This is a genomic window from Planktotalea sp., from assembly GCF_965659345.1.
GTDB lineage: Bacteria > Pseudomonadota > Alphaproteobacteria > Rhodobacterales > Rhodobacteraceae > Planktotalea.
This window is the reverse complement of record NZ_CBFHVK010000005.1, coordinates 134,970-157,970: the sequence shown is the minus strand read 5'-3', so window position 1 is coordinate 157,970 and position 23,001 is coordinate 134,970. Positions and strand designations below refer to the sequence as shown.

The window sequence follows — 23,001 nt, the reverse complement described above, 5'->3', positions numbered from 1 at the left end:
ATGAGCGATCAACTAGGTAATCTAGATGTTTCACGTGAAACAATTGAGCGCTTGAAGCACTATGAAGCGCTGCTTTTGAAGTGGAATCCGAAGATAAACCTGGTTTCCAGAGCGACACTTGATCAAATTTGGGAGCGTCACATACTCGATTCTGCGCAGATTTTTCGACAAAGCGATCAACAAACAACGAGTTGGCTGGACATCGGTTCTGGCGGTGGCTTTCCAGGAATGGTGTTGGCAATCCTTTCGAAACAGCTTGCGCCGGATCGGATGACAACTCTGGTTGAGAGCGATCAACGCAAATGCGCTTTTCTCCGTACAGTTGCGAGGGAGACGGAATGTAAGGTGCAGATCCTTTCAGAGCGTGTTGAAAAATTAACCCCAATAAACGCTGATGTACTGACAGCGCGCGCGCTTGCTGACTTGAGTAAGCTATTAGAATTTGCAAATTTGCATTTATCAAAAACCGGAACTTGCCTTTTTCTTAAGGGCGTAAATTGGAAAAAAGAAGTTCAAGCGGCACAAGACTCATGGCGCTTTGAATATGAAGCGATTAAAAGTGAAACCAGCGACGAAGCTGTTATTTTACGTATAAACAGGATTGAACATGTCTGACCCTACGCGATCTATGGATACGAAAATTGTAGCGATTGCCAATCAAAAGGGTGGCGTTGGAAAAACAACAACGACTATTAATCTAGCTGCATCTTTGGTGGCTGAAGGTATGCGCGTTCTCATTATTGATCTTGATCCGCAGGGAAACGCGTCCACTGGACTTGGCATTGAAGGAAGTGCGCGGGAATATACAACGTATGAGCTGTTGCTTGATGATGTCGCGTTGTCCGATGTGATTCTAAACACTCAAACTGATGGCTTGAATATTGTTCCAGCGACAGTTGATCTTAGCTCCGCTGATATTGAGCTTATGTCCAATGAGAAACGTAGTTTTCTTCTTCATGACGCGCTACGCCAGCCTTTGATGGACGAATATGAGTTTGACTACATTCTGATCGATTGCCCACCGTCTTTGAACCTATTGACGGTTAACGCGATGGTTGCGTCTCATTCTGTTCTTGTACCGCTCCAAAGTGAATTTTTCGCCCTCGAAGGTCTTTCGCAGCTTATGCTGACTATTCGCGAAGTACGCCAAACAGCAAATCCAGATCTGCGGATCGAAGGCGTTGTTTTGACCATGTTTGACGCGCGCAACAACCTGTCTCAACAGGTGGAAAACGATGCGCGTGAAAATCTAGGTGACATCGTCTTTCAAACCAAAATCCCAAGAAATGTCCGCGTCAGTGAAGCGCCTTCTTTCGCGGTGCCGGTTTTGAATTACGATCCATTGTCAAAAGGCGCCAAGGCTTACGGTGACCTCGCGCGTGAAGTGATCGCAAAAAACGCTAGGCTCTCGGCTTAAAGGAAAACGAATATGGCAGATATGAAGAAGAACCGTGGTTTGGGTCGGGGCCTTTCAGCTTTGATGGCCGATGTTGGGCCAGAACCTACGAGTACGCCTAACAGTGCTGCGCGTCCTGATTTGATTGTCCCGATCGAAAAGGTATTTCCAAATCCGGATCAGCCGCGACGCAGTTTTACTGATGAGCATTTACAGGACCTTTCAGCGTCTATTAAGGCGAAAGGGATCATTCAGCCGCTTATCGTGCGAAAGCGTTCGACAGGAGATGGCGAGTTTGAGATTGTTGCGGGCGAGCGTCGTTGGCGTGCTGCGCAAATGGCGCAACTGCACGAAATCCCAGTTCTTGTGCGCGACTTTACAGATACGGAAGTTCTTGAAGTCGCGATCATTGAGAACATTCAGCGTGCCGATCTGAACCCAGTTGAAGAAGCAGCAGGCTATCGCCAACTGATGGACAAGTTCGGCCACACACAAGAAAAGCTTGCGGAGGAGTTGGGCAAAAGCCGTAGCCACATCGCGAACCTGTTGCGCCTGTTGCACCTTCCTAGGGATGTTCAAGAGCTCTTGGTTGAAGGGAAGCTTTCAGCTGGTCATGCACGTGCGTTGATTACATCTGATGATCCATCTGGTTTGGCGAAGCAGGTTGTGGCGCAAGGTTTGTCTGTACGTGCAACTGAAGCGTTGGCCAAGAAAAAGGATGAGGGCGGTTCGTCCAGTTCGACCCGTTCAAAAGGGACCGCTGTCGAGAAGGATGCAGACACTAAAGCGCTGGAAAGTGATTTGTCTGCGGCATTGGGCCTACCAGTTCAAGTTGATCATAAAGCGGGCGGGGAGTCTGGTCAGGTGACGATCAAATATGCGTCTTTGGATCAGCTCGATGAGATTTGCCGCATCCTGAGCATCAGTTAGAAGATCAGTTCCCCGATCACGGAGTTCAGCAACAAACGCCCTTGAGAAGTAGTTCGCAAACGTGAACCACTTTCTTCGATCAAGCCTAAGTCCGTGAGATGGCGTAAAGCCGCGTTATCAACTTCAGTCCCGGCGAGATTTTCGAGGCGGTTTCTGTCGATGCCATCGGTGATCCGAAGGCCCATAATCAAGTACTCGTTCGCTTGATCGATACCGCTCAGTGCGTCCCTAACTTTTTCGCCTCTTCCGCGTTCTGCGTGTTCAAGCCAAGCGTTTGGCATTTTGAAATGTTCGGTCGCGTGTTTCACGCCGTCGATGGTGAGTCGACCGTGTGCGCCGGGTCCGATGCCAAGGTAATCGCCGTAGCGCCAATAGATCAAATTGTGCCGAGATTCGGCTCCGACCTTCGCGTAATTGGAAACTTCATAACCAAATAAACCGGCTCTCTCGCAGAGCTCGTTGGTCGCGTCGTACATATCTGCAGCGAGGTCCTCCACAGGAAGCCCTGTGAGCCCTCCTTTTTCGTATCTATCCGAAAAAGCTGTGCCTTTCTCGATAGTTAGCTGATAAAGTGACAAATGATCAATTGCCAAACAAAGGGCTTCTTTTAGCTCCTTTTTCCAATCTTGCAGCGTTTGGTCCTGCCGGGCGTAGATAAGATCGAATGAAACTCTCTCAAAGGTTGAGCGGGCTATGTCGAAGGCTTTTTTCGCCTCATCGACGTTATGAAGGCGCCCAAGGCGCTTGAGATCGCGATCATTCAGCGCTTGCACACCCATGGAGATCCGCGTGACGCCGCCATCGGCATATCCACGAAAGCGGCCAGCTTCCACAGATCCGGGATTTGCTTCAAGTGTAATTTCTGGGTCGTTCGGCATCGGCCAGAGTTTCCGGATTCGCCCGATGATCGCAGCGACTGTGTCAGGATGCATGAGGCTCGGTGTGCCACCGCCAAAGAAGACGGCGTTTACGACGCGACCCGGGAGTTCCAGTGCTGCACGGTCTAGCTCAGACGTGTACGCGTTTAGCCAACGGCTCTCATCTATTTCGCGTGAAACATGAGAGTTGAAATCGCAGTAGGGACACTTGGCTTGGCAAAACGGCCAATGCACATAAATGCCAAAGCCACCATTTTGCCAATCAGCGTTCAAAGCAGCCCTTCACGAGTTTTGCGAATGCATCGGCGCGATGACTGATTTCATTCTTTTTCTCGAATGCCATTTCGCCAAAGGTTATGTCATAGCCGTCAGGTTGGAACATAGGATCGTAGCCATGACCGACTTGACCGCGCATGGGCCAGACGAGGGAACCGTTAACTTTTCCTTCGAACACTTCGTCATGACCATCAGGCCAAGCAAGCACGAGGGTTGAACAAAAGCGCGCGCGACGGGGATGAGGCGCGTTAACCGCTTCAAGCTTGTCGTGTGTCTTGGTCATCGCCATCACGAAGTCACGACCGTTGGGCGTTTCAGCCCAGTCAGCGGTGTAAACACCGGGTTCATTGTTGAGCGCCTCGACTTCGATCCCGCTGTCATCGGACAGGGCAGGAAGACCCGTCGCTTTCACAGCGGCATGTGCCTTAATGCGCGCGTTTCCAACGAAGTTGTCTTCCGTCTCTTCAGGCTCGGGCAAGTTCTTCTCAGCCGCACCAACAACGCTTACCCCGAACGGGGCAAGCAATTCGCGCATTTCCTCGAGCTTACCTGCATTGTGGGTCGCGATCAGAAGCGTGTCGCCTGAGAATTTCCGGTTCATGTAGTTGCAGCCAGTTGTAGTGCCGAAAGCTCTGAGACACCCTTTTCCGCCAAGTCGATCAGCTGGTTCATCTGATCACGCGAATATGTGCTGCCTTCAGCGCTCATCTGTGTTTCGATCATTTGACCGTTGGCGAGCATGATGAAGTTGCCATCAACGCCTGCTTCGCTGTCTTCAGGGTAATCAAGATCAAGCACAGGCTGACCCGCGTAGATGCCACAAGAGATTGCAGAAACTGGACTGATGAGCGGGTCGGATACGATATCACCTGCTTTGATAAGCTTATTCACTGCTAGTTTCAAAGCAACCCAGCCACCCGTGATAGAGGCGCATCTCGTTCCACCATCCGCTTGTATAACGTCGCAATCGATGGTGATTTGACGTTCCCCCATGGCCACACGATCAACACCTGCGCGCAAGGAACGCCCTATTAGTCTCTGAATTTCGACTGTGCGACCACCTTGCTTGCCCGCTGTCGCTTCACGACGCATGCGTGATGTGGTTGAGCGGGGAAGCATGCCGTATTCAGCGGTTACCCAACCCAGACCGGAGCCTTTGATAAAAGGCGGCACGCGGTTTTCGATAGTTCCGGTACACAGAACATGCGTGTCGCCCATTTTGATCATACACGAACCTTCGGCGTGTTTTGTTACGTTCGTTTCGATAGAAACGGCGCGCATTTCGTTTAGTTCACGTCCTGAAGGTCGCATGAGATATCCTTTCGATTTGCTTAGGGGATACAGGGGCGTCATAGCAGTGTGCAACCCCGATTGACCTTTGGTGTTCAGGGCGCTCTTAATACAGTGGTGTAATAGGTGGTGAAGATGCAGGACAGTCCACAGCTTTTGTCGGAAATGAACGATCGCTCACGCGAGGTGTTTCGTCAGATTGTTGAAGGCTATCTGGCGAATGGTGAGCCTGTCGGTTCGCGCACGCTCACGCGGTCTTTGTCCGAAAAGGTCAGTGCTGCGACAATCCGGAATGTGATGCAGGACTTGGAGCTTCTGGGTCTGTTAGGCAGCCCCCATGTCAGTGCAGGTCGCGTGCCGACCCAACAGGGTTTGCGGATGTTCGTCGACGGGCTTCTTGAAGTTGATGATTTGAACAATGATGATCGCGACAAGATCAATTCGACCGTTGGAAACGGATCTGACGTGGGTGACTTGTTGGATCGTGTCGGTTCAGCATTGTCTGGTGTCACGCAGGGCGCATCATTGGTTCTTACCCCCAAGCATGAGGCGGTCATCAAACATATAGAGTTTGTATCGCTGTCGACAGATCGTGCGCTTGTGGTTTTAGTTTTTGCAGACGGGCATGTCGAAAACCGCCTATTCACCCCGCCACCGGGGCAGACGCCAAGCTCGATGCGTGAGGCTGCGAATTTTCTGAATGCTTTGATGGAAGGTCGGACGCTTTCGGAGCTACAGACTGTAATGCTCGATGAAATCAAAGCGCGTCGGCAGGAAATTGATGTGCTTGCGCGTGATCTGATCGATAGCGGATTGGCCGTTTGGCAGAATGAAGGGGAACACCACGAGCGTTTGATCGTGCGCGGCCGTTCAAATCTGCTCGCCGGTGAGGCAGAAGAAGAAGAGTTGGAGCGCATCAGAACGCTATTCGATGACCTTGAACGCAAGCGCGATATCGCTGATTTCCTTGAGCTGACTCAAGATGGCGATGGTGTGCGCATTTTTATTGGTTCTGAGAACAAACTTTTCTCACTTTCGGGTTCCTCTTTGGTTGTTTCTCCTTATATGAACGCTGAGCGAAAAATTATTGGTGCTGTTGGTGTTATCGGACCGACTCGTCTGAATTACGGACGGATCGTGCCAATAGTGGATTATACGGCGCAACTGGTTGGTAAGTTGATTTCTGACCGGAGTTAGAGGGTAAAGATATGGCAGAGCGTGAAGAAGACGGCTTTCTGGACGATGTAGATGCGCTTGAGGCGGAGTTTGACGACGCTGAAGAGGCGGAACCGACGGAAGAAGAGCTGGCGGCGGACGAGTTGGCAATTGTAACGGCGGAGCGTGACGAATTTAAAGACCGCTTTATGCGTGCTTTGGCGGATGCAGAGAATTCGCGCAAACGCTCTGATCGTGATCGTCGCGAGGCTGAAAACTATGGCGGCTCTAAGCTCGCGCGCGATTTGCTGCCTGTGTACGACAACATGAAACGCGCTTTGGAAGCGGCCACAGACGAGCAACGAGACGTCTCGTCTGCTTTGATCGAAGGTGTCGAACTGACGATGCGCGAATTGGTTAACGTCTTTGGAAAGCACGGAATCGTGCCTGTTTCACCGGAAATCGGTGACAAATTTGATCCCAAGTTGCATCAAGCCATGTTTGAGGCACCTGTTCCCGGAACGAAAGCAGGTGAGATCGTTCAGGTGGCCGCGGAAGGCTTCATGTTGCACGATCGATTGTTGAGACCTGCGCAAGTTGGGGTAAGCTCCACGCCTGGTTGATAGCTCGGTATTGAGTTTATTTTGAAAAATGAAGAGGGGCGTTGCGATTAAGTTTGCGACGCCTCTTTCAGTTTATAGATAAGGTTTAGCGCCTCTTTCGGGCTGAGGTCATCCGGATGGATTTCACCAAGCATATCTACTGCAGGCGATTGTTTGGTTTGCACTGGTGGGGGTGGTGGTGCGGCTGAAAACAGGGGTAGGTCATCAATGACTGCTTTTTGACCGCCGCCCTCACGTTCGCCTTTTTCAAGCGCATCCAGAACAATGCGCGCGCGCTCGACCACTGCGTTTGGAAGACCTGCGAGTTTTGCTACCTGGACGCCATAGCTTCTATCTGCTGCGCCTTTGATGACCTCATGCAAGAAAATGACGTCACCTTCCCATTCACGCACTGAAACAGTCGCGTTTTCAGCGCCATCGAGTTTTGCGGTAAGGTTGGTGAGTTCGTGATAATGCGTGGCGAAAAGTGCGCGAGATTTGTTCACATCATGCAGGTGTTCAAGTGTTGCCCAAGCGATTGAAAGACCGTCGTAGGTCGCCGTGCCGCGCCCGATTTCATCGAGGATCACAAGAGCGTTTTCGTCAGCCTGGTTGAGGATTGCAGCAGTTTCAACCATCTCAACCATGAAGGTTGAGCGTCCGCGCGCGAGATCATCTGACGCACCGACGCGGCTGAAAAGCTGGCTGACAATACCAATATGTGCCTCGCTCGCGGGAACGAAACTGCCCATTTGTGCGAGAACTGCGATCAGTGCGTTTTGACGTAGAAAAGTCGACTTACCCGCCATGTTCGGGCCTGTTAAGAGCCAAATCGCAGCACCATTTGATCCATCCGACAGATCACAGTTGTTGGCGATAAAAGGTGCACCGCCTTGATTGCGCAGAGCCTGTTCAACGACAGGGTGTCGGCCACCCGTCACGTGAAACATTCTGCTGTTATCAACTTTTGGCTTACTCCAATTCTCTGCGCGTGCGAGCGCTGCGAGACTGGCGTTTAAGTCAACTTCTGCGAGCGCGCGTGCAGTGTTGGAAATTTCTGCAGCAGTTTTGAGTATTGCAGCTGTTAGTGTCTGAAAATGACGTTTCTCAATTTCTAACGCCCTGTTGCCAGCATTTAGGATTTTCGTTTCGATTTCTGATAGATCAACTGTTGTGAAGCGGACCTGATTTGCAGTTGTTTGGCGGTGAATGAAAGTTTCATTCAAGGGCGACGCCAGCATTTTTTCTGCATGCGTGGCGGTGGTTTCGATGAAATAGCCAAGAACATTGTTGTGCTTGATTTTGAGCGCATTGACCCCTGAAAGCTCGGAGTATTCCGCTTGCATGGCGGCAATCACGCTGCGCCCTTCGTCGCGAAGTGCTCTGGTTTCATCGAGCTCTTCGTCGAAACCAGAGGCGATAAAGCCACCATCCCGCGAAAGCAGTGGAGGTTCGGCGATTAAAGCATCATTGAGCAAGCCGATCAGTTCATCATGGCCCCCCATTGCGCGAACGCTTTGAAGGATGAGATCTGGCGCGTCGTTCAAGTCCGTCGCTTGGATTGCTTCGGCTTGCTCCAACCCGTTTCGAATAGCAGCGACATCGCGCGGCCCGCCGCGTTCTAGTGAAATACGTGACAAGGCACGGTCAAGATCAGGTACCTTACGCAAGGTGCTGCGCAGATCTTCGGTAATGCGGGTTTGCTCATGCAGCCATGAAACGGCATCAAGGCGCGCTTGTATCGTTGCGAGGTCGCGAGACGGGCTCGACAGGCGACGCTCCAAAAGTCTGCCGCCGGCGGCTGTTACACTGCGGTCAATTACAGATAAGAGTGTATCCTTGCGCGTGCCGCTTAGGCTTTGTGTGAGCTCCAGATTGCGGCGGGTCGCAGCATCAATTTGCATTGTGCCACCGCTGTTTTCCTTTTGAGGTGGACGAAGGAGCGGAAGCTTTCCCTTTTGCGTTATTTCCAGATATTCTATCAGTGCGCTCATCGCTGAGATTTCGGGACGCGTGAATTCACCAAATGCATCGAGTGACGCGATTTGGAACACGTCGCAAATTCGTTTGGTGCCTTGTGTGCTATCGAACGCCCCTGGTGATAGAGGCGATATGGATGCGCCCGTTTCAGACACTAAATTAAGAGTTTCGGGGTCTGTCGAGTCGGACACGATGACCTCGCTTGGAGCCAGGCGCGCCAATTCAGGGGACAATCGTACCGCACTTAGTGACATTACGTGAAACGCACCTGTGGACATATCTGCCCACGCCAAAGCGCCGTCGCCGCGTACATCTGCGAACGCTGCAAGATAGTTGTGCCTGCGTGCGTCGAGCAGGCTTTCTTCAGTCAATGTGCCAGGTGTGACAAGGCGTACGACATCGCGGCGCACAACGGATTTACCACCACGTTTTTTAGCCTCGGCAGGGCTTTCCATTTGCTCACAGACAGCAACGCGAAACCCTTTACGGATAAGCGTTAGCAAGTATCCTTCGGCGGCGTGATGCGGAACACCGCACATGGGGATTTCAGCACCGTCGTGTTTGCCACGTTTCGTCAGCGCAATATCCAAGGCTTCGGATGCCGCAACGGCGTCATCGAAGAATAACTCATAAAAATCGCCCATACGGTAGAACAGCAAAGCGTCTGGATAGCTTTTCTTGATCTCAAGAAATTGCGCCATCATGGGCGTTACGGTTGGTTTGGCAGTGCTCATAAAAATCCCCGAAATCCGAGCGCAGACTAGCGTCACGTAGGCTAAGGGAAAAGGCAAAAACCTTGTACCTGTTGAGCGCCGTGATTTCATGGGATATGAGGCGGGAACGCCATAAGGAATGTGAAGCAATGTCGAAGCAACAGATCACCGATGAAGACGCGCTTGCGTTTCACTTAGAGCCAACGCCGGGCAAGTTTGAAATCACTGCGACTGTGCCAATGACAACGCAGCGCGATTTGTCCTTGGCCTATTCCCCCGGTGTCGCGGTGCCATGTACGGCAATCGCTGAGAACCCTGAACTTGCCTATGACTACACGAACAAAGGCAATCTTGTTGCGGTCATTTCTAACGGTACTGCCGTGTTGGGATTGGGCAACTTGGGCGCACTTGGCTCCAAGCCGGTGATGGAGGGCAAGGCCGTTCTGTTCAAGCGTTTTGCAGATGTAAATTCGATCGATATCGAGCTCGATACAGAAGACCCAGACAAGTTTTGTGAAGCGGTTCGTTTGATGGGGCCGACATTCGGGGGCATTAACCTTGAAGACATTAAAGCGCCCGAATGTTTCATTATAGAGCAGCGCCTCAAAGAAGAGATGGACATTCCAGTCTTCCATGACGACCAACATGGTACAGCGGTGATTTGTGCCGCGGGTTTGATAAATGCGTTGCACTTGAGCGGAAAGAAAATTGAGGATGTGAAAATCGTTCTCAACGGTGCCGGCGCGGCTGGCATTGCGTGTATCGAACTTCTCAAATCAATGGGTGCAAGACATAGCAATTGCATCGTCTGTGACACAAAAGGCGTGATTTATCAGGGTCGTACTGAAGGTATGAACCAATGGAAATCTGGGCACGCCATCACAACAGAGCTGCGCACTTTAGAAGAAGCCATGAAAGGCGCAGACGTCTTTCTAGGTGTTTCTGTGAAGGGTGCTGTGACGCAAGACATGGTTATGAGCATGGCGGACAATCCGGTTATATTTGCGATGGCAAATCCGGACCCCGAGATTACGCCAGAGGAAGCACATGAAGTACGCGCTGATGCGATTGTTGCGACAGGGCGCAGCGATTACCCGAATCAAGTGAACAACGTGCTGGGCTTTCCTTACCTATTTCGTGGTGCTTTGGACATTCATGCGCGCGCAATTAACGATGAAATGAAGATCGCTTGTGCACATGCGCTGGCCAATCTCGCACGTGAAGATGTACCTGATGAGGTTGCGCTTGCTTATGGTAAGAATCTGACGTTTGGGCGTGATTATATTATCCCAACTCCGTTTGATCCGCGCCTTATCCACCGTATCCCGCCCGCGGTTGCGAAGGCAGGTATGAAAACCGGCGTTGCGCGACGCCCGATCATTGACATGGATGCGTATGAGCTGTCGCTCATGTCGCGTATGGATCCGACGGCCAGCATTTTGCGCGGCATCAATGCGCGCGCGCGATCTGCTCAGGCCCGTATGATTTTCGCCGAGGGTGATGACCCACGTGTTTTGCGTGCGGCGGTTATGTATCAACGAAATGGTCTTGGGAAAGCTTTGGTTGTTGGCCGATCTAACGATGTGAAAGCAAAGCTGGAAGAGGCCGGCATGGGTGACGCGTTCAGAGAATTGGACGTCGTCAACGCTGCGAATACGCAACATTTGGATACTTACAAAAACTACTTGTATGAGCGTTTGCAGCGTAAAGGCTATGATAGCGCTGATGTACACAGGCTTGCTACGCGTGATCGGCACGTGTTTTCTGCGCTTATGCTTGCGCATGGTCACGGCGATGGTCTGGTAACCGGAGCAACGCGAAAATCAGCTCATGTTCTGGAACTTGTTAACCATGTGTTTGATGCGGATGCAGCGCATGGTGCAGTGGGCGTGACAGCGTTGTTGCACAAAGGTCGTATTGTGTTGATGGCTGATACGTTGGTTCATGAATGGCCTGATGAAAACGATCTGGCGACAATCGCGGAGCGTGGCGCAGATGTTGCGCGTCACTTGGGCCTTGAGCCGCGCGTTGCTTTTGTTAGCTTCTCGACGTTCGGTTATCCAGTGTCTGAGCGTGCAGAGAAAATGCATATTGCGCCGAGGGTTTTGAAGGCGCGCGGCGTTGATTTCGAATACGAAGGTGAAATGACCGTCGATGTCGCGCTGAATGCGAAATCGGCAGAACAATACCCCTTCTCTCGTCTGAGCGGTCCTGCCAATATTCTCGTCGTTCCTGCGCGCCACTCTGCGAGCATTTCTGTGAAGCTCATGCAGGAACTTGCGGGGGCAACTGTGATTGGACCAATCTTGAGCGGGATTGATAAGTCAATTCAGATTTGCTCGACCAACTCGACTGCGAATGACATTCTGAACATGGCGGTTCTGGCGTCTTGTAAGGTTGGCTAACGTAGCAAAGGACACCTAATGACGATTTTTAACCTTGGTTCGATCAATGCTGATCACGTTTACCGTGTGTCGCATTTGCCGGGACCAGGTGAAACGCTTGCGGCGACGTCGCTGCAAACGGGCCTAGGTGGAAAGGGTGCCAACATGTCTGTGGCGGCCGCGCGCGCGGGCAGTCATGTTGCACATATTGGCGCAATCGGATCCGATGGTCTTTGGGCGCGAAACCGCTTGTTAGAGTATGGTGTTGATACGCGCCATATCGCTGAACTGAGCGTGCCAACAGGTCATGCTATAATCAATGTTGATGATGCTGGTGAAAATGCAATTACGCTTTTTGCGGGTGCCAATCAGGCGATTTCAGAAGACAAGGTTGCCAGTGTGCTCAGCGCTGGAAATACTGGCGACATTCTGGTTACACAAAACGAAACGAACGCTCAGGCCGTCGCGGCAGAAATAGGCTCTAAATTGGGCTTTCGGGTCTGCTATGCCGCTGCACCATTTGACGCCAATTCAGTTAAAGCTGTTTTGCCATACCTTGATTTTTTGATCTTAAACGCTGTTGAAGCACAGCAATTGGAAGAAGCGCTGGGCATACCGATTGAAGATCTGGATGTCACCGACATCATTATCACGCTTGGCTCTGACGGTGCGCGTTGGATTGGCGATGGCACTGATCAGCACTTTGACGCGATTGCGGTAGAACCGGTCGATACCACAGGGGCTGGGGATACGTTCACGGGGTACGTGTTGGCTGGATTGGATCGTGGTTTAACGATGGGACAATCCATTTCGCTCGCAATGCGGGCAGCCGCACTGATGGTGACGCGTATGGGTACTGCAGATGTAATCCCCGACCTAAAAGAGGTCGAGGAATTTTCAGGTATTAGTTAGAAACAAAGGGCGCGTCGTTGCCCCAAAGTTGTTTCACACGCGCATCCCGCCCGCATCCTTTGCGGTAGCGTTTGTAAGCATCTGATTGCTTGATTGCGCCAAACCGCGTCAGCACACGCTTGGTGCCTTTATAATAGTCTTGGTGATAATCTTCAGCGGTGTAGAACTGACTTGCCTGCAGAATTGGCGTTACAATCTTTTGACCCAACGCATTCTGCGCGGCTTGCTTGGCTGCGCTAGCAGAGGCATTTTGTGCGTTATTAGAGACGAAAATGGCAGTGCGATAGCTTTCACCACGATCACAAAACTGTCCACCAGCATCCGTAGGATCGACTGAGCGGAAGAACATATTCAAGAGCTGATCCCGCGAAACTTTGTCAGGGTCGAATTGGATTTGAACCGCCTCATAGTGTCCTGAACCACCCTTTGTCACATCTTTATACGTTGGGTTCTTGGTCTTACCGCCTGTGTAGCCCGAGATGACTTCCTTGACGCCAGGCACACGTTCGAAATCACTCTCAACACACCAGAAGCATCCACCTGCGACGGTCAAAACTTCTGTACCAGCCGCTTGGGCGGGCTGCGAATGAACCGAAAGACCGATAGCGATTAGGGTCGCAAGAATAACGGGTTTTATTTGCTTTAGTTGGAACATGTCTGAACTCCTTTCGTTGACGCTAACGCCAGCACGCTTGCGTAATCAATCGGGTGTCATGCAATGTCACGGCTTGGTGAGCGGACTTTACCGATTGGCCTCTTTCGTTACAGCGCGTACCGTTTGGCTGAAATGAAGGAGAGTTTTGTGAAAATTGCCATGTGGTCTGGTCCGCGTAACTTGTCGACAGCGTTGATGTATAGCTTTGCCAGTCGCGTTGATATGCGTGTTGTCGATGAACCATTCTATGCGACGTATCTTGCACAAACTGGCTTACCGCACCCGATGCGGGATGAAGTCATTGCCTCACAAAGTGTCGATCCGAAGACTGTTATTAAGACGCTTTTGGAAGATGACCCAAGCGTTCATTATTATCAAAAGCATATGACCCAACACATGGTGCCGACTATCGAGCGCGATTGGTTAACTAAGGTTAATAACGTTTTTCTGATCCGCCATCCGGCAAGAGTTCTCGCCAGTTGGGCAAATAAACACGATACGCCAAGTTTGGCAGACATCGGATTTGAGCAGCAACTAGAGATTTTTGAACAGGTTGTTGCGCTGGGCAAAAGCGTAACAGTGATAGATGCAAGTGACATACGCGCGCATCCGGAACCCAGCCTTCGCGCGCTTTGCGCCGCGCTTGAGCTTGAGTGGGACGCGGCAATGCTAGGCTGGGATGTTGGCCCAAAACCGTTTGACGGGGTGTGGGCAAAACACTGGTATGACGCGGTGCATCGGTCTTCAGGTTTCGCAAGCGCGGAGGGTGATCTGCCGGAATTGCGCGGTGAGCTGGCTCTGATCAATGAAAAAGCGCTGCCACTCTATGAAAGACTGGCAGCGCATAAAATTTCAATTTAGTGTCTATTTTTTCAGCCGACGGTCACGTGACGCAAGTAGTTTCAAGCGTAGCGCATTCAGTTGAATAAAGCCCGCTGCGTCCTTTTGATCATAGGCACCTGCATCATCTTCAAAGGTCACATGTGCTTCTGAATAAAGGCTGTGATCAGACCAACGGCCCACACAAGTCGCAGCGCCTTTGTAAAGCTTCAAGCGGACTGTGCCAGTTACGTGCTCTTGGCTTTTGTCGATGGCAGCTTGCAACATTTCACGCTCTGGGCTGAACCAGAAGCCATTGTAAATGAGCTCTGCGTAGCGTGGCATCAGGCTATCCTTGAGATGCCCCGCGCCACTATCGAGTGTGATTTGCTCGATACCGCGGTGTGCTTCAAGTAAAACAGAGCCACCGGGCGTTTCGTAAATGCCGCGTGACTTCATGCCAACAAAACGGTTTTCAACGAAGTCCAAGCGGCCAATCCCGTGTTTGCCACCAAGCTCGTTAAGTTTTGTTAAGATTGTCGCTGGGCTCAAAGCTTCACCGTTGATTGAAACAGCATCACCGCGCTCAAACCCAACTTCGATGAACTCAGGTTCATTGGGCGCATCTTCTGGCGCAACAGTGCGCTGATAAACGTAATCGGGCGCGCTGACGGCTGGATCCTCAAGAACTTTGCCTTCAGACGACGTATGAAGCAAATTCGCATCTACAGAAAACGGCGCTTCGCCGCGTTTGTCTTTTGCGATTGGAATCTGATGCTGTTCCGCAAAATCAATTAGTTTTGTTCGGCTCGTCAAATCCCACTCACGCCAAGGCGCGATCACTTTGATGTCCGGGTTCAGCGCGTATGCGGCCAATTCGAAACGAACCTGATCGTTGCCCTTGCCCGTTGCGCCATGTGCGATTGCGTCGGCGCCAACTTCCTCTGCGATTTCGATCAAGCGCTTTGAGATAAGTGGTCGCGCAATCGAGGTGCCAAGCAGGTACAAACCTTCGTAGACGGCGTTTGCTCTGAACATCGGGAAGACGAAGTCGCGCACAAACTCTTCGCGTACATCTTCGATATATATGTCCTTAACGCCCATTAACTCGGCTTTGGCGCGTGCAGGTTCTAACTCTTCACCTTGACCAAGATCGGCTGTGAAGGTCACTACTTCGCAACCGTATTCCGTTTCGAGCCACTTCAAGATGATCGAGGTGTCGAGGCCGCCGGAATAGGCCAAAACGACTTTTTTAGGCGCAGTCATCGCGGGTTCCTTTCAGGAGAATTTGAGCGCGCGATACCGTGTTTTCGAGATCGGAGCAAGGCAAGTGCTGATCTATAAAGCTTGAATGCATGTCTGCGCTGCGTCAGACACAGGGAATGACAAGTTTTCAAGATAGAGCAATTCTCGCCGAGCACGCCATTCGCGCGGTGCTTCCACCCACGCCTTTGCAACGCAATGTGCATTTATCCGAAAAATTTGAAGCGGATATTTGGCTTAAGCGCGAAGATCTCTCGCCAGTGCGGTCTTACAAATTGCGTGGCGCATTCAATGCTATGCGCAAAGTTCTAAGCGCTGATCCTAAAAAGCGAAATTTTGTGTGCGCCAGTGCAGGTAATCATGCGCAAGGCGTAGCGTATATGTGCAAGCATTTTGGCGTGAATGGCACCATATTTATGCCAGTGACAACGCCGCAGCAGAAAATTGAGAAAACGCGTATCTTTGGTGGGGATACGATAGAGATTAGGCTGATCGGCGACTATTTTGATGATACTTTGCGCGCAGCTCAAGCGCATTGTGAAAGCGTCGAAGGTCATTTTTTATCTCCTTTCGACGATGATGACGTGATCGAAGGTCAGGCGACGGTTGCCGTAGAAATAGAAGCGCAACTTGGCGAAATGCCTGATCGAATTGTGCTTCCGGTTGGCGGTGGTGGTTTGTCAGCCGGTGTTCGTGGCTACATCGGAACAAGAAGTGAAATGACGTTTGTCGAACCACTAGGTGGCGCATGTTTGTTCGCGGCTTTGTCGGCGCATGAACCGGTTAATCTGCCGCGTGTAGATACATTTGCGGATGGCGCTGCCGTTGGGCGAATCGGCGCGCGAACTTTTCAGATTTTGAAAGACGTATCTCTATCGAATACGCTGCAAATTCATGAAGATAGATTGTGTATTACTATGCTCGAGATGCTGAATATCGAAGGTATTGTACTAGAGCCTGCTGGTGCACTTGCGCTTGATGCTTTGAGCGATTTGAAAGAGCAGATCAAAGGCAAGAAAGTCGTTTGTATTGCGTCAGGGGGCAACTTTGATTTCGAACGGCTGCCAGAAGTCAAAGAACGTGCGCAAAGATTTGCGGGACTGAAAAAGTATTTTGTTCTTCGCATGCCCCAACGACCGGGTGCTTTGAAGGAATTTCTGAATATACTGGGTCCTGAAGATGACATTAGTCGCTTCGAGTATCTTAAAAAGTCGGCGCGAAATTTTGGTTCGATCCTCATAGGTCTCGAAACCAAGAAGGCGGAGAACTTTTCTGTCCTGCTGGCGAAACTTACGGATGCTGGATTTGCCTATACTGACATCACTGATGACGAGATTTTGGCGCAATTTTTGATTTGAGGATGAGCAATGTTTGAAAATAAGACCGTTGTTGTCACTGGAGGAGCGAGCGGGATCGGTGCTGCAGTTGCGCGCGCTTTCGTGAAAGAGGGCGCGAATGTCTGTATTGCCGATATTGATGGGGATGCCGCACAAAAGACTGCCGAGGATATTAATGGGCTGGGTGTGCAATGTGATGTTCGTCAAGAGAGCGAAATCGTTGATTTGATCGCCACTACGCAAGATCATTTTGGGCCGATTGATGTCTTCATTTCCAACGCCGGACTTGCGCGACCTGAACAAGGTCATGCAGCATCGGCGAGTACTGAAGTTTGGCAGTTGAACTGGGAAATTCACGTTCTGGCACACGTCTTTGCAGCACGCGCACTGCTGCCAGAAATGATCAAGCGCGGTCATGGGCACCTTGTGAATGTTGCGTCTGCAGCGGGGCTTTTGAATCAGATTGGCGATGCCGCTTACAGTGCCAGCAAGCACGCGGCTGTCAGTTTTGCCGAATCGCTTGCGATCACGCATGCTGATGATGGGATCGACGTTTCTGTGGTGTGCCCTCAATATGTTGCGACACCATTGATCGATATGAGCGACGAGACCGAGATTGTTGGGTCGCTTATTTCCGCGCAGAGCGCTGCAGATGAGATCGTTAGAGGAATTGCGGCGAAAGAGTTTTTGATTTTGCCACACCCGCAAGTAGCTGATTATTGTAAGGTAAAAGGCAATGATCATAGCGCTTGGTTGTCGGGGATGAGAGGGTTGCGCAGGAAGTTTTTACGCGAGTCTGGAAGTGGTAAACTTAAAGACATGCACAAATTTGTTTGATTCATGCCATCGCCGTCTTCGCAAATTCGGTCAAAAAACACCCTTTCGATTCAAGAAAGGCGTTTTTGATGTCTGTTAAGTTCGCAACCATTTGGTCAGTTTGGGCTATCCTTTCACCTTCGTGGCAAAGGCGTGCGAACGCTGTAAACCCGAGGTTGAGTGCGCTCCCTTTGAGAAAATGTAGATCCTCTTCAATCTCGGATAGTGCTTTGTGACTGCTGAGCTGTTCGACACGTTCTTCGACCTCACATAGAAAAAGCTCGACAACTTCATCAAAGTCATCAGCACCAATTTCTTCGCGCAATTCTTCCACTCTTGCCCAATCAATCATGCGGCCTCCTGGGGGATGTCATAAGGGTCTAAAGGTAAAAATTTCGTTTCTTCAAATTTTGCATCCACCCTCTATTTCATGTTTTCGATTCACGCTTCGTTAGTGTCTTCACGCTAAGCCTCTGCTGTGAAGGAGGACGATGTGCAGGCAGGTGTGACCATTGAACATAAGCAAGAATCTGCTGCGCAAAGCTCGCAAATCAAAGTTTTGATCGTTGATGACAGCACATTACAGCGCAAGATTATTTCAGCGTTTCTTCCTCGGGATGGGTATGAGGCGCGTGAAGCGGATTCTGGTCAATCCGCGTTAGAGATATGCAAAGTTTGGCAGCCTGATCTTGTGCTGAGCGATTGGATGATGCCTGGCATGGATGGGATTGATTTTTGCCGTGCGTTCAAGGCGCTTGATCGCGAAGGGTACGGCTATTTTATTCTGCTCACTTCGAAAAGCGATAAAGAGGAGGTTGCTGAAGGGCTTCAATGCGGCGCGGATGATTTTCTGAGCAAACCAGTGAACGGCGTCGAGCTACGTGCACGTTTGATGGCGGGTGAGCGGATCGTGGAGATGCAGCGCGCTTTGCTTGAACAGAAAAGAATTGTTTCAGAAACGCTGGAACAACTTCGCAAAGTGCACGATTCACTCAATCAGGATCTGATCGAAGCTAAAAAACTTCAGCAATCGCTAGTGCGTGAAAAGTACCGACAGTTTCCGAATGCGGCTTTGTCATTTATTCTACATCCTGCCGGGCATATTGGTGGCGACCTTGTCGGATATTTCCCTGTGTCCAAGCGAGAGGTCGGCTTTTTCGCGATTGATGTTTCTGGTCATGGCGTAAGTTCCGCGCTCATGACTGCGCGTTTGGCGGGCTATCTGACTTCACCCTCGCCAGAGCAGAATATCGTTTTGGTACAGGGCTCCCAAGATACGGTTTTGACGCGCCCACTGGCGGATGTGATTTCTGATTTGAACCGAATTGTGCTGGATGAGATGGAGACGGAACATTACTTTACGGTCATTCTAGCTATTGCTGATATGGATTCGGGTGTCGTAACGCTTTGCCAAGCGGGGCATCCGCATCCGGTTGTTCGCCGCAAGAATGGGCCAATTGAGCAGAATGGACCTGGTGGCTTACCCGTCGGGCTTTTTCCTGAAGCAGAGTTTGAGGAGTTTCAAATCAAGCTCAACGCAGGTGATCAGTTAATCCTAGCGTCTGACGGCATTACTGAATGTCCAAATGCTATAGATGAAATTTTGGGGGAAGATGGTTTTGAAGAAATATTGTCTGAGTTAGATGGTGTTGAAAGTGTCAATTTGCTCGAAACGCTGGTTTGGAAGTTGTCTGAATATTCGGATGATGCACCTTTTCCAGATGATGTTTCAGCGGTGCTTTACGAACATTCGCCACCTATAGCGCGTTGAATATGCGTCTTAGAAAGTGACGATCTCCGGTATTCGCAACAAGATCGATAGCCTGTTGTTTGCTTACCCAATGAGAGGTGTGGCCAGCTTCTGTCGGTGGGCCCCGGCGAAGTGCAGGGCGCGCATAGAAGATGTGGCACAGCTTTTCAGCCCAAATGTCATATTCAGGCATATGAACAAATCTGCGAAACGCACCAACCTTAGTCGCAGCTCCAATAGTATACCCTGTTTCTTCCATAACCTCGCGACGCAACGCGGGAAGAATGTTTTCATTCGGGTCAATACCGCCGCCTGGTAGTTGAAATTCGGAAAAAGGTGCGTCCTGAAACGTCAGTAAAACTTGATCATCGTGCTGCAAAATCGCATAGGCACCAGGTCTCAAAGTGTATTTAAGATTTGAGATTGGCGGCTCACCAAAACGTCTGATCATCTTCTTGCCCTTGGACCTTCGCTTGCTGCGACTATATAGGCGCGGTATGCCAAGTCACTGCGCATAAGGAAAGCCTATGTCACTCGGACAAAAACTCGCTTGGGACGACTCAGTCCTTCCATTCCAACTCGATGCATCTGACATTCGTGGCCGCGTCGCGCGGCTTGACGGTGTCTTGGATGGAATATTGGAGCAACATTCGTATCCACCTGTGGTGGAAGCACTTGTTGCCGAGATGGCTGTGCTGACCGCTTTGATTGGCCAAACTATAAAATTACGCTGGAAACTATCGCTTCAGGTTCAGACCAAAGGTGCAGTTCGCATGATTGCGACTGATTACTACGGTCCCACGGAAGAAGGCGAGCCAGCGCGCATTCGCGCATATGCTAGTTACGATGCAGATCGCTTGAGCGATGCGTCGCCTTTCGATCAATTGGGGGAAGGCTATTTCGCTGTGATGATCAATCAGGGGCCAGACATGACGCCGTATCAGGGGATCACTCCAATTGCAGGTGGATCTATTGCTGCCTGTGCAGAGGCCTATTTTGCACAGTCAGAGCAAATTCCAACGCGATTTGAGTTGAGCTTCGGTATTTCGACGGAATCGGGTGAACCACATTGGCGTGCGGGTGGTGTTATGTTGCAGCATATGCCCAAAGCATCGCCCTCTGTGACCGTAGAAGGCAGCGGAGAGGATGGCTTGCTCACGCCGAGTGATGTTGTTGGTGAAGGCGATGATGCTGAAAATTGGACGCGTGCGAACGTGTTGCTTGATACGGTGGAAGAGCTTGAGCTGATCGGGCCTAGTATATCACCTGACACGCTATTGCTTCGTTTGTTCAACGAGGAAATGCCGCGCGTTTATGATGCGCAGCCTGTCCGTTTTGGCTGCACGTGTTCAGAGGATCGTGTGCGTCAAAGCCTTTCGATCTATTCGGCCAAAGATATCGAAACGATGACCACAGATGAGGGGCGTGTGACAGCAGACTGTCAATTCTGCGGTGCGCATTACGATCTGGACCCAAAGAGCGTTGGTTTTGAGGCTGATGCTTGAAGAAATAGATCAGATCCGACGGCTATTAGTGGGGAGCGGTCTGCCATCGTCGGACTTTGATCTGAATCCAGAGATAAAATTGCCCGAAGAGCGTAAGTTGCGCGCGGCTGCAGTCTTGATCCCGATCATAGAAAAGAACGGTGAACTGCAGGTTATTTTAACGATGCGCTCCAGTGCATTGAAGCATCACCCGGGTCAGATAGCTTTTCCTGGTGGTAAACTGGATGAGAGTGATACGTCGCTCGAGGATGCCGCACTTCGCGAAGCCTTTGAAGAAATTGGTTTGCCGCGAGAAAAAGTAAATGTTCTGGGCAATTTGCCGACCCATGAAACGGTGACAGGCTTCACAGTGACACCCGTGGTGGCGCATGTGATATCGCATTTTGACGAGGTGCCTGAGCCGGGCGAAGTTGCAGAGGTGTTTACCGTGCCGCTTGCCTTTCTGACCGAGCAAAAGAATTTTCAAATTGAGTATCGTCGTTGGCGTGGTCAGAAGCGGTATTATTATACCATTCCATATGGCCCCTATTACATTTGGGGTGCGACAGCGCGGATGTTGAAGATGCTCAATGAGACGCTGGCAGTGAAATGAAAATCAGCGGTGCATGGATTGACGCGTCAGCAACGCAACGAGTATGCGCCAGCCTAACAGACCAAGGGTATCAGACGCTTTTTGTTGGTGGCTGCGTGCGCAATGCTTTGCTGAATGTCCCTGTCTCTGACATCGATATTGCTACGGACGCCGAACCGGACATGATCTTGAAATGTGCTGAACAGGCTCATTTGAAAGCGATTCCAACGGGCATAGATCACGGGACGATTACCGTTGTTTGTGAAGGCGTTGCGCATGAAGTTACGACGTTTCGCGCTGATACGGAAACGGATGGACGACATGCTAAAGTACGTTTTTCTAAAGATGTGATTGAGGACGCTGAGCGCCGAGATTTCACGATGAACGCCATTTATGCGCAAGCAAACGGGACTGTAATTGATCCCTTGGGTGGCATGCCCGATCTTAGAAAGCGTTTAGTGCGATTCATCGGTGATCCCTATGCGCGCATTCGAGAGGATTATTTGCGCAGTTTGCGGTTCTTTCGTTTTACCGCATGGTACGGAGATCCCGCACTGGGTATAGATGCCGACGGCCTTGCAGCAATCGCGGAAAATATCGATGGCCTTGCCGGGCTTTCGCGTGAACGTGTCGGGACAGAACTTAAAAAATTGTTCTCTGCGCAAGAGCCAACGCAAGCGGTGGCTGCGATGCGTGCGTCTGGGGTTCTGAGCGCTGTTTTGGCTGAGCCAGATGATCGCGCGCTGGGCCCTTTGATCCATTTGGAACAGATGGTCGATAAAAAGCCGGATGCGATCCGTCGATTGGCTGCGATTGCCACCTCTGACAACGCCGAACGTTTGCGTTTCAGTAAAGCGGATAAGAAGCGCTGGGCGGTTTTGCGTGATGAAGTTGGTGACATGAAATCTGCGGGGCACTTGGGCCATATCTATGGAGCACATATTGCTCAAGATATCTTGTTGTTGCGTGCGGCGCTGTTGGAAATGCCATTCGACGTCAAAGCGATGAGCGAAGCAAAGACAGGTGAAAATGCGGTGTTTCCAATCAAAGCGAAAGATCTTGCCCCTCTTGAGGGGCGCGATCTTGGTGCAAAGCTAAAAGAGCTGGAAGCGATTTGGGTTACGTCGCAGTTCACGCTTTCTAAAGAAGAGCTGCTTGGATGATCCTTTTAAGTGATCCGCTATACATTTTCGTTTTTCTAGGCCTCTTTTCGCCGGGTCCCAACGTTATTCTTCTGACAGCATCAGGGGCAAAGTTTGGCTTTCAGCGCACTTTGCCGCACCTTTTGGGCGTGGTCGTAGGGGTTGGTATCACGGCGGGTCTGACTGCGTTTGGACTAGGGGCAATTTTACTTGCCTTGCCGAGCCTTACATTTGTTTTGAAATTATGTGCCGCGCTTTGGATCCTTTGGCTTGCGTGGGGGCTGTGGAACAGTAAGCCCCGCGAAATTGATGAAGCTGACGCGCCGATGACGTTCGTACAGGCGGTCTTGTTTCAATGGGTGAATCCCAAAATCTGGGCTGTCGCGTTAACTGCCATCAGTGCTTACCCAGGTGGATTAGCCCCAATTGGTGAAGCTGTGCGGCTTGCCAGCGCCTTCTCTGGCATCAACTTTTTTGTGTGTATGTTTTGGACATATGCAGGGTCTTTGCTGGTTTATCTGCTCAGTTCTGAAATTGCTTGGTACAATTTCACACGGGTGATGGCCTTGGCCTTGGTTGTGTTTTCAATCATGGTCTTTGTCTAACTCATTAAAAACGGAAAGCAGA

At 50.8% G+C, this 23,001-nt stretch carries 23 protein-coding genes; 15 read left to right on the top strand and 8 right to left on the bottom strand.

All coding sequences use genetic code 11. From position 1 onward, the window contains the following. The 3 genes from rsmG to ACTG3Z_RS05475 are packed head-to-tail and all read left to right on the top strand — an operon-like array spanning position 1 to position 2,326. The gene (gene rsmG / locus ACTG3Z_RS05485) at positions 1-615 is read left to right on the top strand and encodes a 16S rRNA (guanine(527)-N(7))-methyltransferase RsmG (protein WP_439141746.1); all 615 of its coding nucleotides are present in this window, start codon (positions 1-3) and stop codon (positions 613-615) included. Continuing rightward, on the top strand, positions 608-1,417 hold the full coding sequence (locus tag ACTG3Z_RS05480; protein ID WP_439141745.1) for a ParA family protein: 810 nt from the start codon (positions 608-610) through the stop codon (positions 1,415-1,417). Before rsmG ends, ACTG3Z_RS05480 begins: the two co-directional genes overlap by 8 nt. A 12-nt stretch (positions 1,418-1,429) precedes the next feature. Beyond that, on the top strand, positions 1,430-2,326 hold the full coding sequence (locus ACTG3Z_RS05475; protein ID WP_439141744.1) for a ParB/RepB/Spo0J family partition protein: 897 nt from the start codon (positions 1,430-1,432) through the stop codon (positions 2,324-2,326). Here the strand turns inward: ACTG3Z_RS05475 and hemW are convergent. Genes hemW through rph form a run of 3 tightly spaced genes read right to left on the bottom strand, consistent with a single transcriptional unit; the run spans position 2,323 to position 4,791 of the window. Further along, positions 2,323-3,477, bottom strand: a complete 1,155-nt coding sequence (hemW, locus tag ACTG3Z_RS05470; protein ID WP_439141743.1) for a radical SAM family heme chaperone HemW — start codon at positions 3,475-3,477, stop codon at positions 2,323-2,325. The genes ACTG3Z_RS05475 and hemW overlap by 4 nt on opposite strands. Beyond that, complete coding sequence (gene rdgB, locus ACTG3Z_RS05465; RefSeq protein WP_439141741.1) at positions 3,467-4,081, bottom strand: RdgB/HAM1 family non-canonical purine NTP pyrophosphatase; 615 nt, start codon at positions 4,079-4,081, stop codon at positions 3,467-3,469. Before rdgB ends, hemW begins: the two co-directional genes overlap by 11 nt. After that, entirely contained in the window at positions 4,078-4,791 is a 714-nt protein-coding gene (gene rph / locus ACTG3Z_RS05460) for a ribonuclease PH (RefSeq protein ID WP_439141740.1), read from the bottom strand. The genes rdgB and rph overlap by 4 nt, the downstream gene beginning before the upstream one ends. A gap of 114 nt (positions 4,792-4,905) precedes the next feature. Here rph and hrcA point away from each other — a divergent pair, with 114 nt between their 5' ends. Together hrcA and ACTG3Z_RS05450 are read left to right on the top strand one after the other, a co-directional pair. Beyond that, entirely contained in the window at positions 4,906-5,967 is a 1,062-nt protein-coding gene (hrcA, locus tag ACTG3Z_RS05455) for a heat-inducible transcriptional repressor HrcA (RefSeq protein ID WP_439141739.1), read from the top strand. An 11-nt stretch (positions 5,968-5,978) separates the two neighbouring features. After that, positions 5,979-6,548, top strand: coding sequence for a nucleotide exchange factor GrpE (locus ACTG3Z_RS05450; RefSeq protein ID WP_439141737.1), 570 nt, complete (start codon positions 5,979-5,981; stop codon positions 6,546-6,548). A gap of 47 nt (positions 6,549-6,595) precedes the next feature. On the opposite strand, the gene mutS is transcribed toward ACTG3Z_RS05450, so the two are convergent. After that, entirely contained in the window at positions 6,596-9,211 is a 2,616-nt protein-coding gene (gene mutS / locus ACTG3Z_RS05445) for a DNA mismatch repair protein MutS (protein ID WP_439141832.1), read from the bottom strand. Between the two features lie 158 nt (positions 9,212-9,369). Here mutS and ACTG3Z_RS05440 point away from each other — a divergent pair, with 158 nt between their 5' ends. Further along, on the top strand, positions 9,370-11,625 hold the full coding sequence (locus ACTG3Z_RS05440) for an NADP-dependent malic enzyme (RefSeq protein ID WP_439141736.1): 2,256 nt from the start codon (positions 9,370-9,372) through the stop codon (positions 11,623-11,625). A gap of 18 nt (positions 11,626-11,643) precedes the next feature. Then, a complete protein-coding gene (locus tag ACTG3Z_RS05435) occupies positions 11,644-12,516 on the top strand; it encodes a ribokinase (RefSeq protein WP_439141735.1) in 873 nt (290 codons plus the stop codon). On the opposite strand, the gene msrA is transcribed toward ACTG3Z_RS05435, so the two are convergent. After that, a complete protein-coding gene (msrA, locus tag ACTG3Z_RS05430) occupies positions 12,509-13,171 on the bottom strand; it encodes a peptide-methionine (S)-S-oxide reductase MsrA (RefSeq protein ID WP_439141733.1) in 663 nt (220 codons plus the stop codon). The genes ACTG3Z_RS05435 and msrA overlap by 8 nt on opposite strands. 63 nt (positions 13,172-13,234) lie before the next feature. Between msrA and ACTG3Z_RS05425 the strand changes: the two genes are divergently transcribed. Beyond that, on the top strand, positions 13,235-14,032 hold the full coding sequence (locus tag ACTG3Z_RS05425) for an HAD family hydrolase (protein ID WP_439141732.1): 798 nt from the start codon (positions 13,235-13,237) through the stop codon (positions 14,030-14,032). 3 nt (positions 14,033-14,035) lie between these two features. On the opposite strand, the gene ACTG3Z_RS05420 is transcribed toward ACTG3Z_RS05425, so the two are convergent. Further along, the gene (locus ACTG3Z_RS05420; protein ID WP_375264589.1) at positions 14,036-15,256 is read right to left on the bottom strand and encodes an argininosuccinate synthase; all 1,221 of its coding nucleotides are present in this window, start codon (positions 15,254-15,256) and stop codon (positions 14,036-14,038) included. Positions 15,257-15,372: 116 nt separating this feature from the next. Here ACTG3Z_RS05420 and ilvA point away from each other — a divergent pair, with 116 nt between their 5' ends. Together ilvA and ACTG3Z_RS05410 are read left to right on the top strand one after the other, a co-directional pair. After that, on the top strand, positions 15,373-16,611 hold the full coding sequence (gene ilvA / locus ACTG3Z_RS05415; RefSeq protein WP_439141730.1) for a threonine ammonia-lyase IlvA: 1,239 nt from the start codon (positions 15,373-15,375) through the stop codon (positions 16,609-16,611). A 9-nt stretch (positions 16,612-16,620) separates the two neighbouring features. After that, on the top strand, positions 16,621-17,427 hold the full coding sequence (locus tag ACTG3Z_RS05410) for an SDR family oxidoreductase (protein ID WP_439141728.1): 807 nt from the start codon (positions 16,621-16,623) through the stop codon (positions 17,425-17,427). Position 17,428: 1 nt separating this feature from the next. Here ACTG3Z_RS05410 and ACTG3Z_RS05405 read toward each other — a convergent pair whose 3' ends face one another. Beyond that, a complete protein-coding gene (locus ACTG3Z_RS05405) occupies positions 17,429-17,758 on the bottom strand; it encodes an Hpt domain-containing protein (protein ID WP_439141726.1) in 330 nt (109 codons plus the stop codon). A 141-nt stretch (positions 17,759-17,899) separates the two neighbouring features. Here ACTG3Z_RS05405 and ACTG3Z_RS05400 point away from each other — a divergent pair, with 141 nt between their 5' ends. Further along, positions 17,900-19,177, top strand: coding sequence for a SpoIIE family protein phosphatase (locus tag ACTG3Z_RS05400; protein WP_439141725.1), 1,278 nt, complete (start codon positions 17,900-17,902; stop codon positions 19,175-19,177). Here the strand turns inward: ACTG3Z_RS05400 and ACTG3Z_RS05395 are convergent. Then, complete coding sequence (locus ACTG3Z_RS05395) at positions 19,164-19,607, bottom strand: NUDIX domain-containing protein (RefSeq protein WP_439141724.1); 444 nt, start codon at positions 19,605-19,607, stop codon at positions 19,164-19,166. The two genes, ACTG3Z_RS05400 and ACTG3Z_RS05395, sit on opposite strands and share 14 nt — an antisense overlap. Positions 19,608-19,683: 76 nt before the next feature. Between ACTG3Z_RS05395 and ACTG3Z_RS05390 the strand changes: the two genes are divergently transcribed. Genes ACTG3Z_RS05390 through ACTG3Z_RS05375 form a run of 4 tightly spaced genes read left to right on the top strand, consistent with a single transcriptional unit; the run spans position 19,684 to position 22,979 of the window. Then, a complete protein-coding gene (locus ACTG3Z_RS05390) occupies positions 19,684-20,661 on the top strand; it encodes an Hsp33 family molecular chaperone HslO (protein WP_439141722.1) in 978 nt (325 codons plus the stop codon). Next, the gene (locus ACTG3Z_RS05385; RefSeq protein WP_439141721.1) at positions 20,654-21,253 is read left to right on the top strand and encodes a CoA pyrophosphatase; all 600 of its coding nucleotides are present in this window, start codon (positions 20,654-20,656) and stop codon (positions 21,251-21,253) included. Before ACTG3Z_RS05390 ends, ACTG3Z_RS05385 begins: the two co-directional genes overlap by 8 nt. Next, positions 21,250-22,395, top strand: coding sequence for a CCA tRNA nucleotidyltransferase (locus tag ACTG3Z_RS05380; protein WP_439141720.1), 1,146 nt, complete (start codon positions 21,250-21,252; stop codon positions 22,393-22,395). The genes ACTG3Z_RS05385 and ACTG3Z_RS05380 overlap by 4 nt, the downstream gene beginning before the upstream one ends. After that, positions 22,392-22,979: a LysE family translocator gene (locus tag ACTG3Z_RS05375; RefSeq protein WP_439141719.1), complete on the top strand. Its 588-nt coding sequence runs from the start codon at positions 22,392-22,394 to the stop codon at positions 22,977-22,979. The genes ACTG3Z_RS05380 and ACTG3Z_RS05375 overlap by 4 nt, the downstream gene beginning before the upstream one ends. Positions 22,980-23,001: the final 22 nt, after the last annotated feature.

What these genes read in the sequence shown, in the direction of transcription:
- rsmG (WP_439141746.1), top strand. Translation starts at nt 1, where the DNA reads ATGAGCGATCAACTAGGTAATCTAGATGTTTCACGTGAAACAATTGAG.
- ACTG3Z_RS05480 (WP_439141745.1), top strand. Translation starts at nt 608, where the DNA reads ATGTCTGACCCTACGCGATCTATGGATACGAAAATTGTAGCGATTGCC.
- ACTG3Z_RS05475 (WP_439141744.1), top strand. Translation starts at nt 1,430, where the DNA reads ATGGCAGATATGAAGAAGAACCGTGGTTTGGGTCGGGGCCTTTCAGCT.
- rdgB (WP_439141741.1), bottom strand. Translation starts at nt 4,081, where the DNA reads ATGAACCGGAAATTCTCAGGCGACACGCTTCTGATCGCGACCCACAAT.
- rph (WP_439141740.1), bottom strand. Translation starts at nt 4,791, where the DNA reads ATGCGACCTTCAGGACGTGAACTAAACGAAATGCGCGCCGTTTCTATC.
- hrcA (WP_439141739.1), top strand. Translation starts at nt 4,906, where the DNA reads ATGCAGGACAGTCCACAGCTTTTGTCGGAAATGAACGATCGCTCACGC.
- ACTG3Z_RS05450 (WP_439141737.1), top strand. Translation starts at nt 5,979, where the DNA reads ATGGCAGAGCGTGAAGAAGACGGCTTTCTGGACGATGTAGATGCGCTT.
- mutS (WP_439141832.1), bottom strand. Translation starts at nt 9,211, where the DNA reads ATGATGGCGCAATTTCTTGAGATCAAGAAAAGCTATCCAGACGCTTTG.
- ACTG3Z_RS05440 (WP_439141736.1), top strand. Translation starts at nt 9,370, where the DNA reads ATGTCGAAGCAACAGATCACCGATGAAGACGCGCTTGCGTTTCACTTA.
- ACTG3Z_RS05435 (WP_439141735.1), top strand. Translation starts at nt 11,644, where the DNA reads ATGACGATTTTTAACCTTGGTTCGATCAATGCTGATCACGTTTACCGT.
- msrA (WP_439141733.1), bottom strand. Translation starts at nt 13,171, where the DNA reads ATGTTCCAACTAAAGCAAATAAAACCCGTTATTCTTGCGACCCTAATC.
- ACTG3Z_RS05425 (WP_439141732.1), top strand. Translation starts at nt 13,235, where the DNA reads ATGTCACGGCTTGGTGAGCGGACTTTACCGATTGGCCTCTTTCGTTAC.
- ACTG3Z_RS05420 (WP_375264589.1), bottom strand. Translation starts at nt 15,256, where the DNA reads ATGACTGCGCCTAAAAAAGTCGTTTTGGCCTATTCCGGCGGCCTCGAC.
- ilvA (WP_439141730.1), top strand. Translation starts at nt 15,373, where the DNA reads ATGACAAGTTTTCAAGATAGAGCAATTCTCGCCGAGCACGCCATTCGC.
- ACTG3Z_RS05410 (WP_439141728.1), top strand. Translation starts at nt 16,621, where the DNA reads ATGTTTGAAAATAAGACCGTTGTTGTCACTGGAGGAGCGAGCGGGATC.
- ACTG3Z_RS05405 (WP_439141726.1), bottom strand. Translation starts at nt 17,758, where the DNA reads ATGATTGATTGGGCAAGAGTGGAAGAATTGCGCGAAGAAATTGGTGCT.
- ACTG3Z_RS05395 (WP_439141724.1), bottom strand. Translation starts at nt 19,607, where the DNA reads ATGATCAGACGTTTTGGTGAGCCGCCAATCTCAAATCTTAAATACACT.
- ACTG3Z_RS05390 (WP_439141722.1), top strand. Translation starts at nt 19,684, where the DNA reads ATGTCACTCGGACAAAAACTCGCTTGGGACGACTCAGTCCTTCCATTC.
- ACTG3Z_RS05385 (WP_439141721.1), top strand. Translation starts at nt 20,654, where the DNA reads ATGCTTGAAGAAATAGATCAGATCCGACGGCTATTAGTGGGGAGCGGT.
- ACTG3Z_RS05380 (WP_439141720.1), top strand. Translation starts at nt 21,250, where the DNA reads ATGAAAATCAGCGGTGCATGGATTGACGCGTCAGCAACGCAACGAGTA.
- ACTG3Z_RS05375 (WP_439141719.1), top strand. Translation starts at nt 22,392, where the DNA reads ATGATCCTTTTAAGTGATCCGCTATACATTTTCGTTTTTCTAGGCCTC.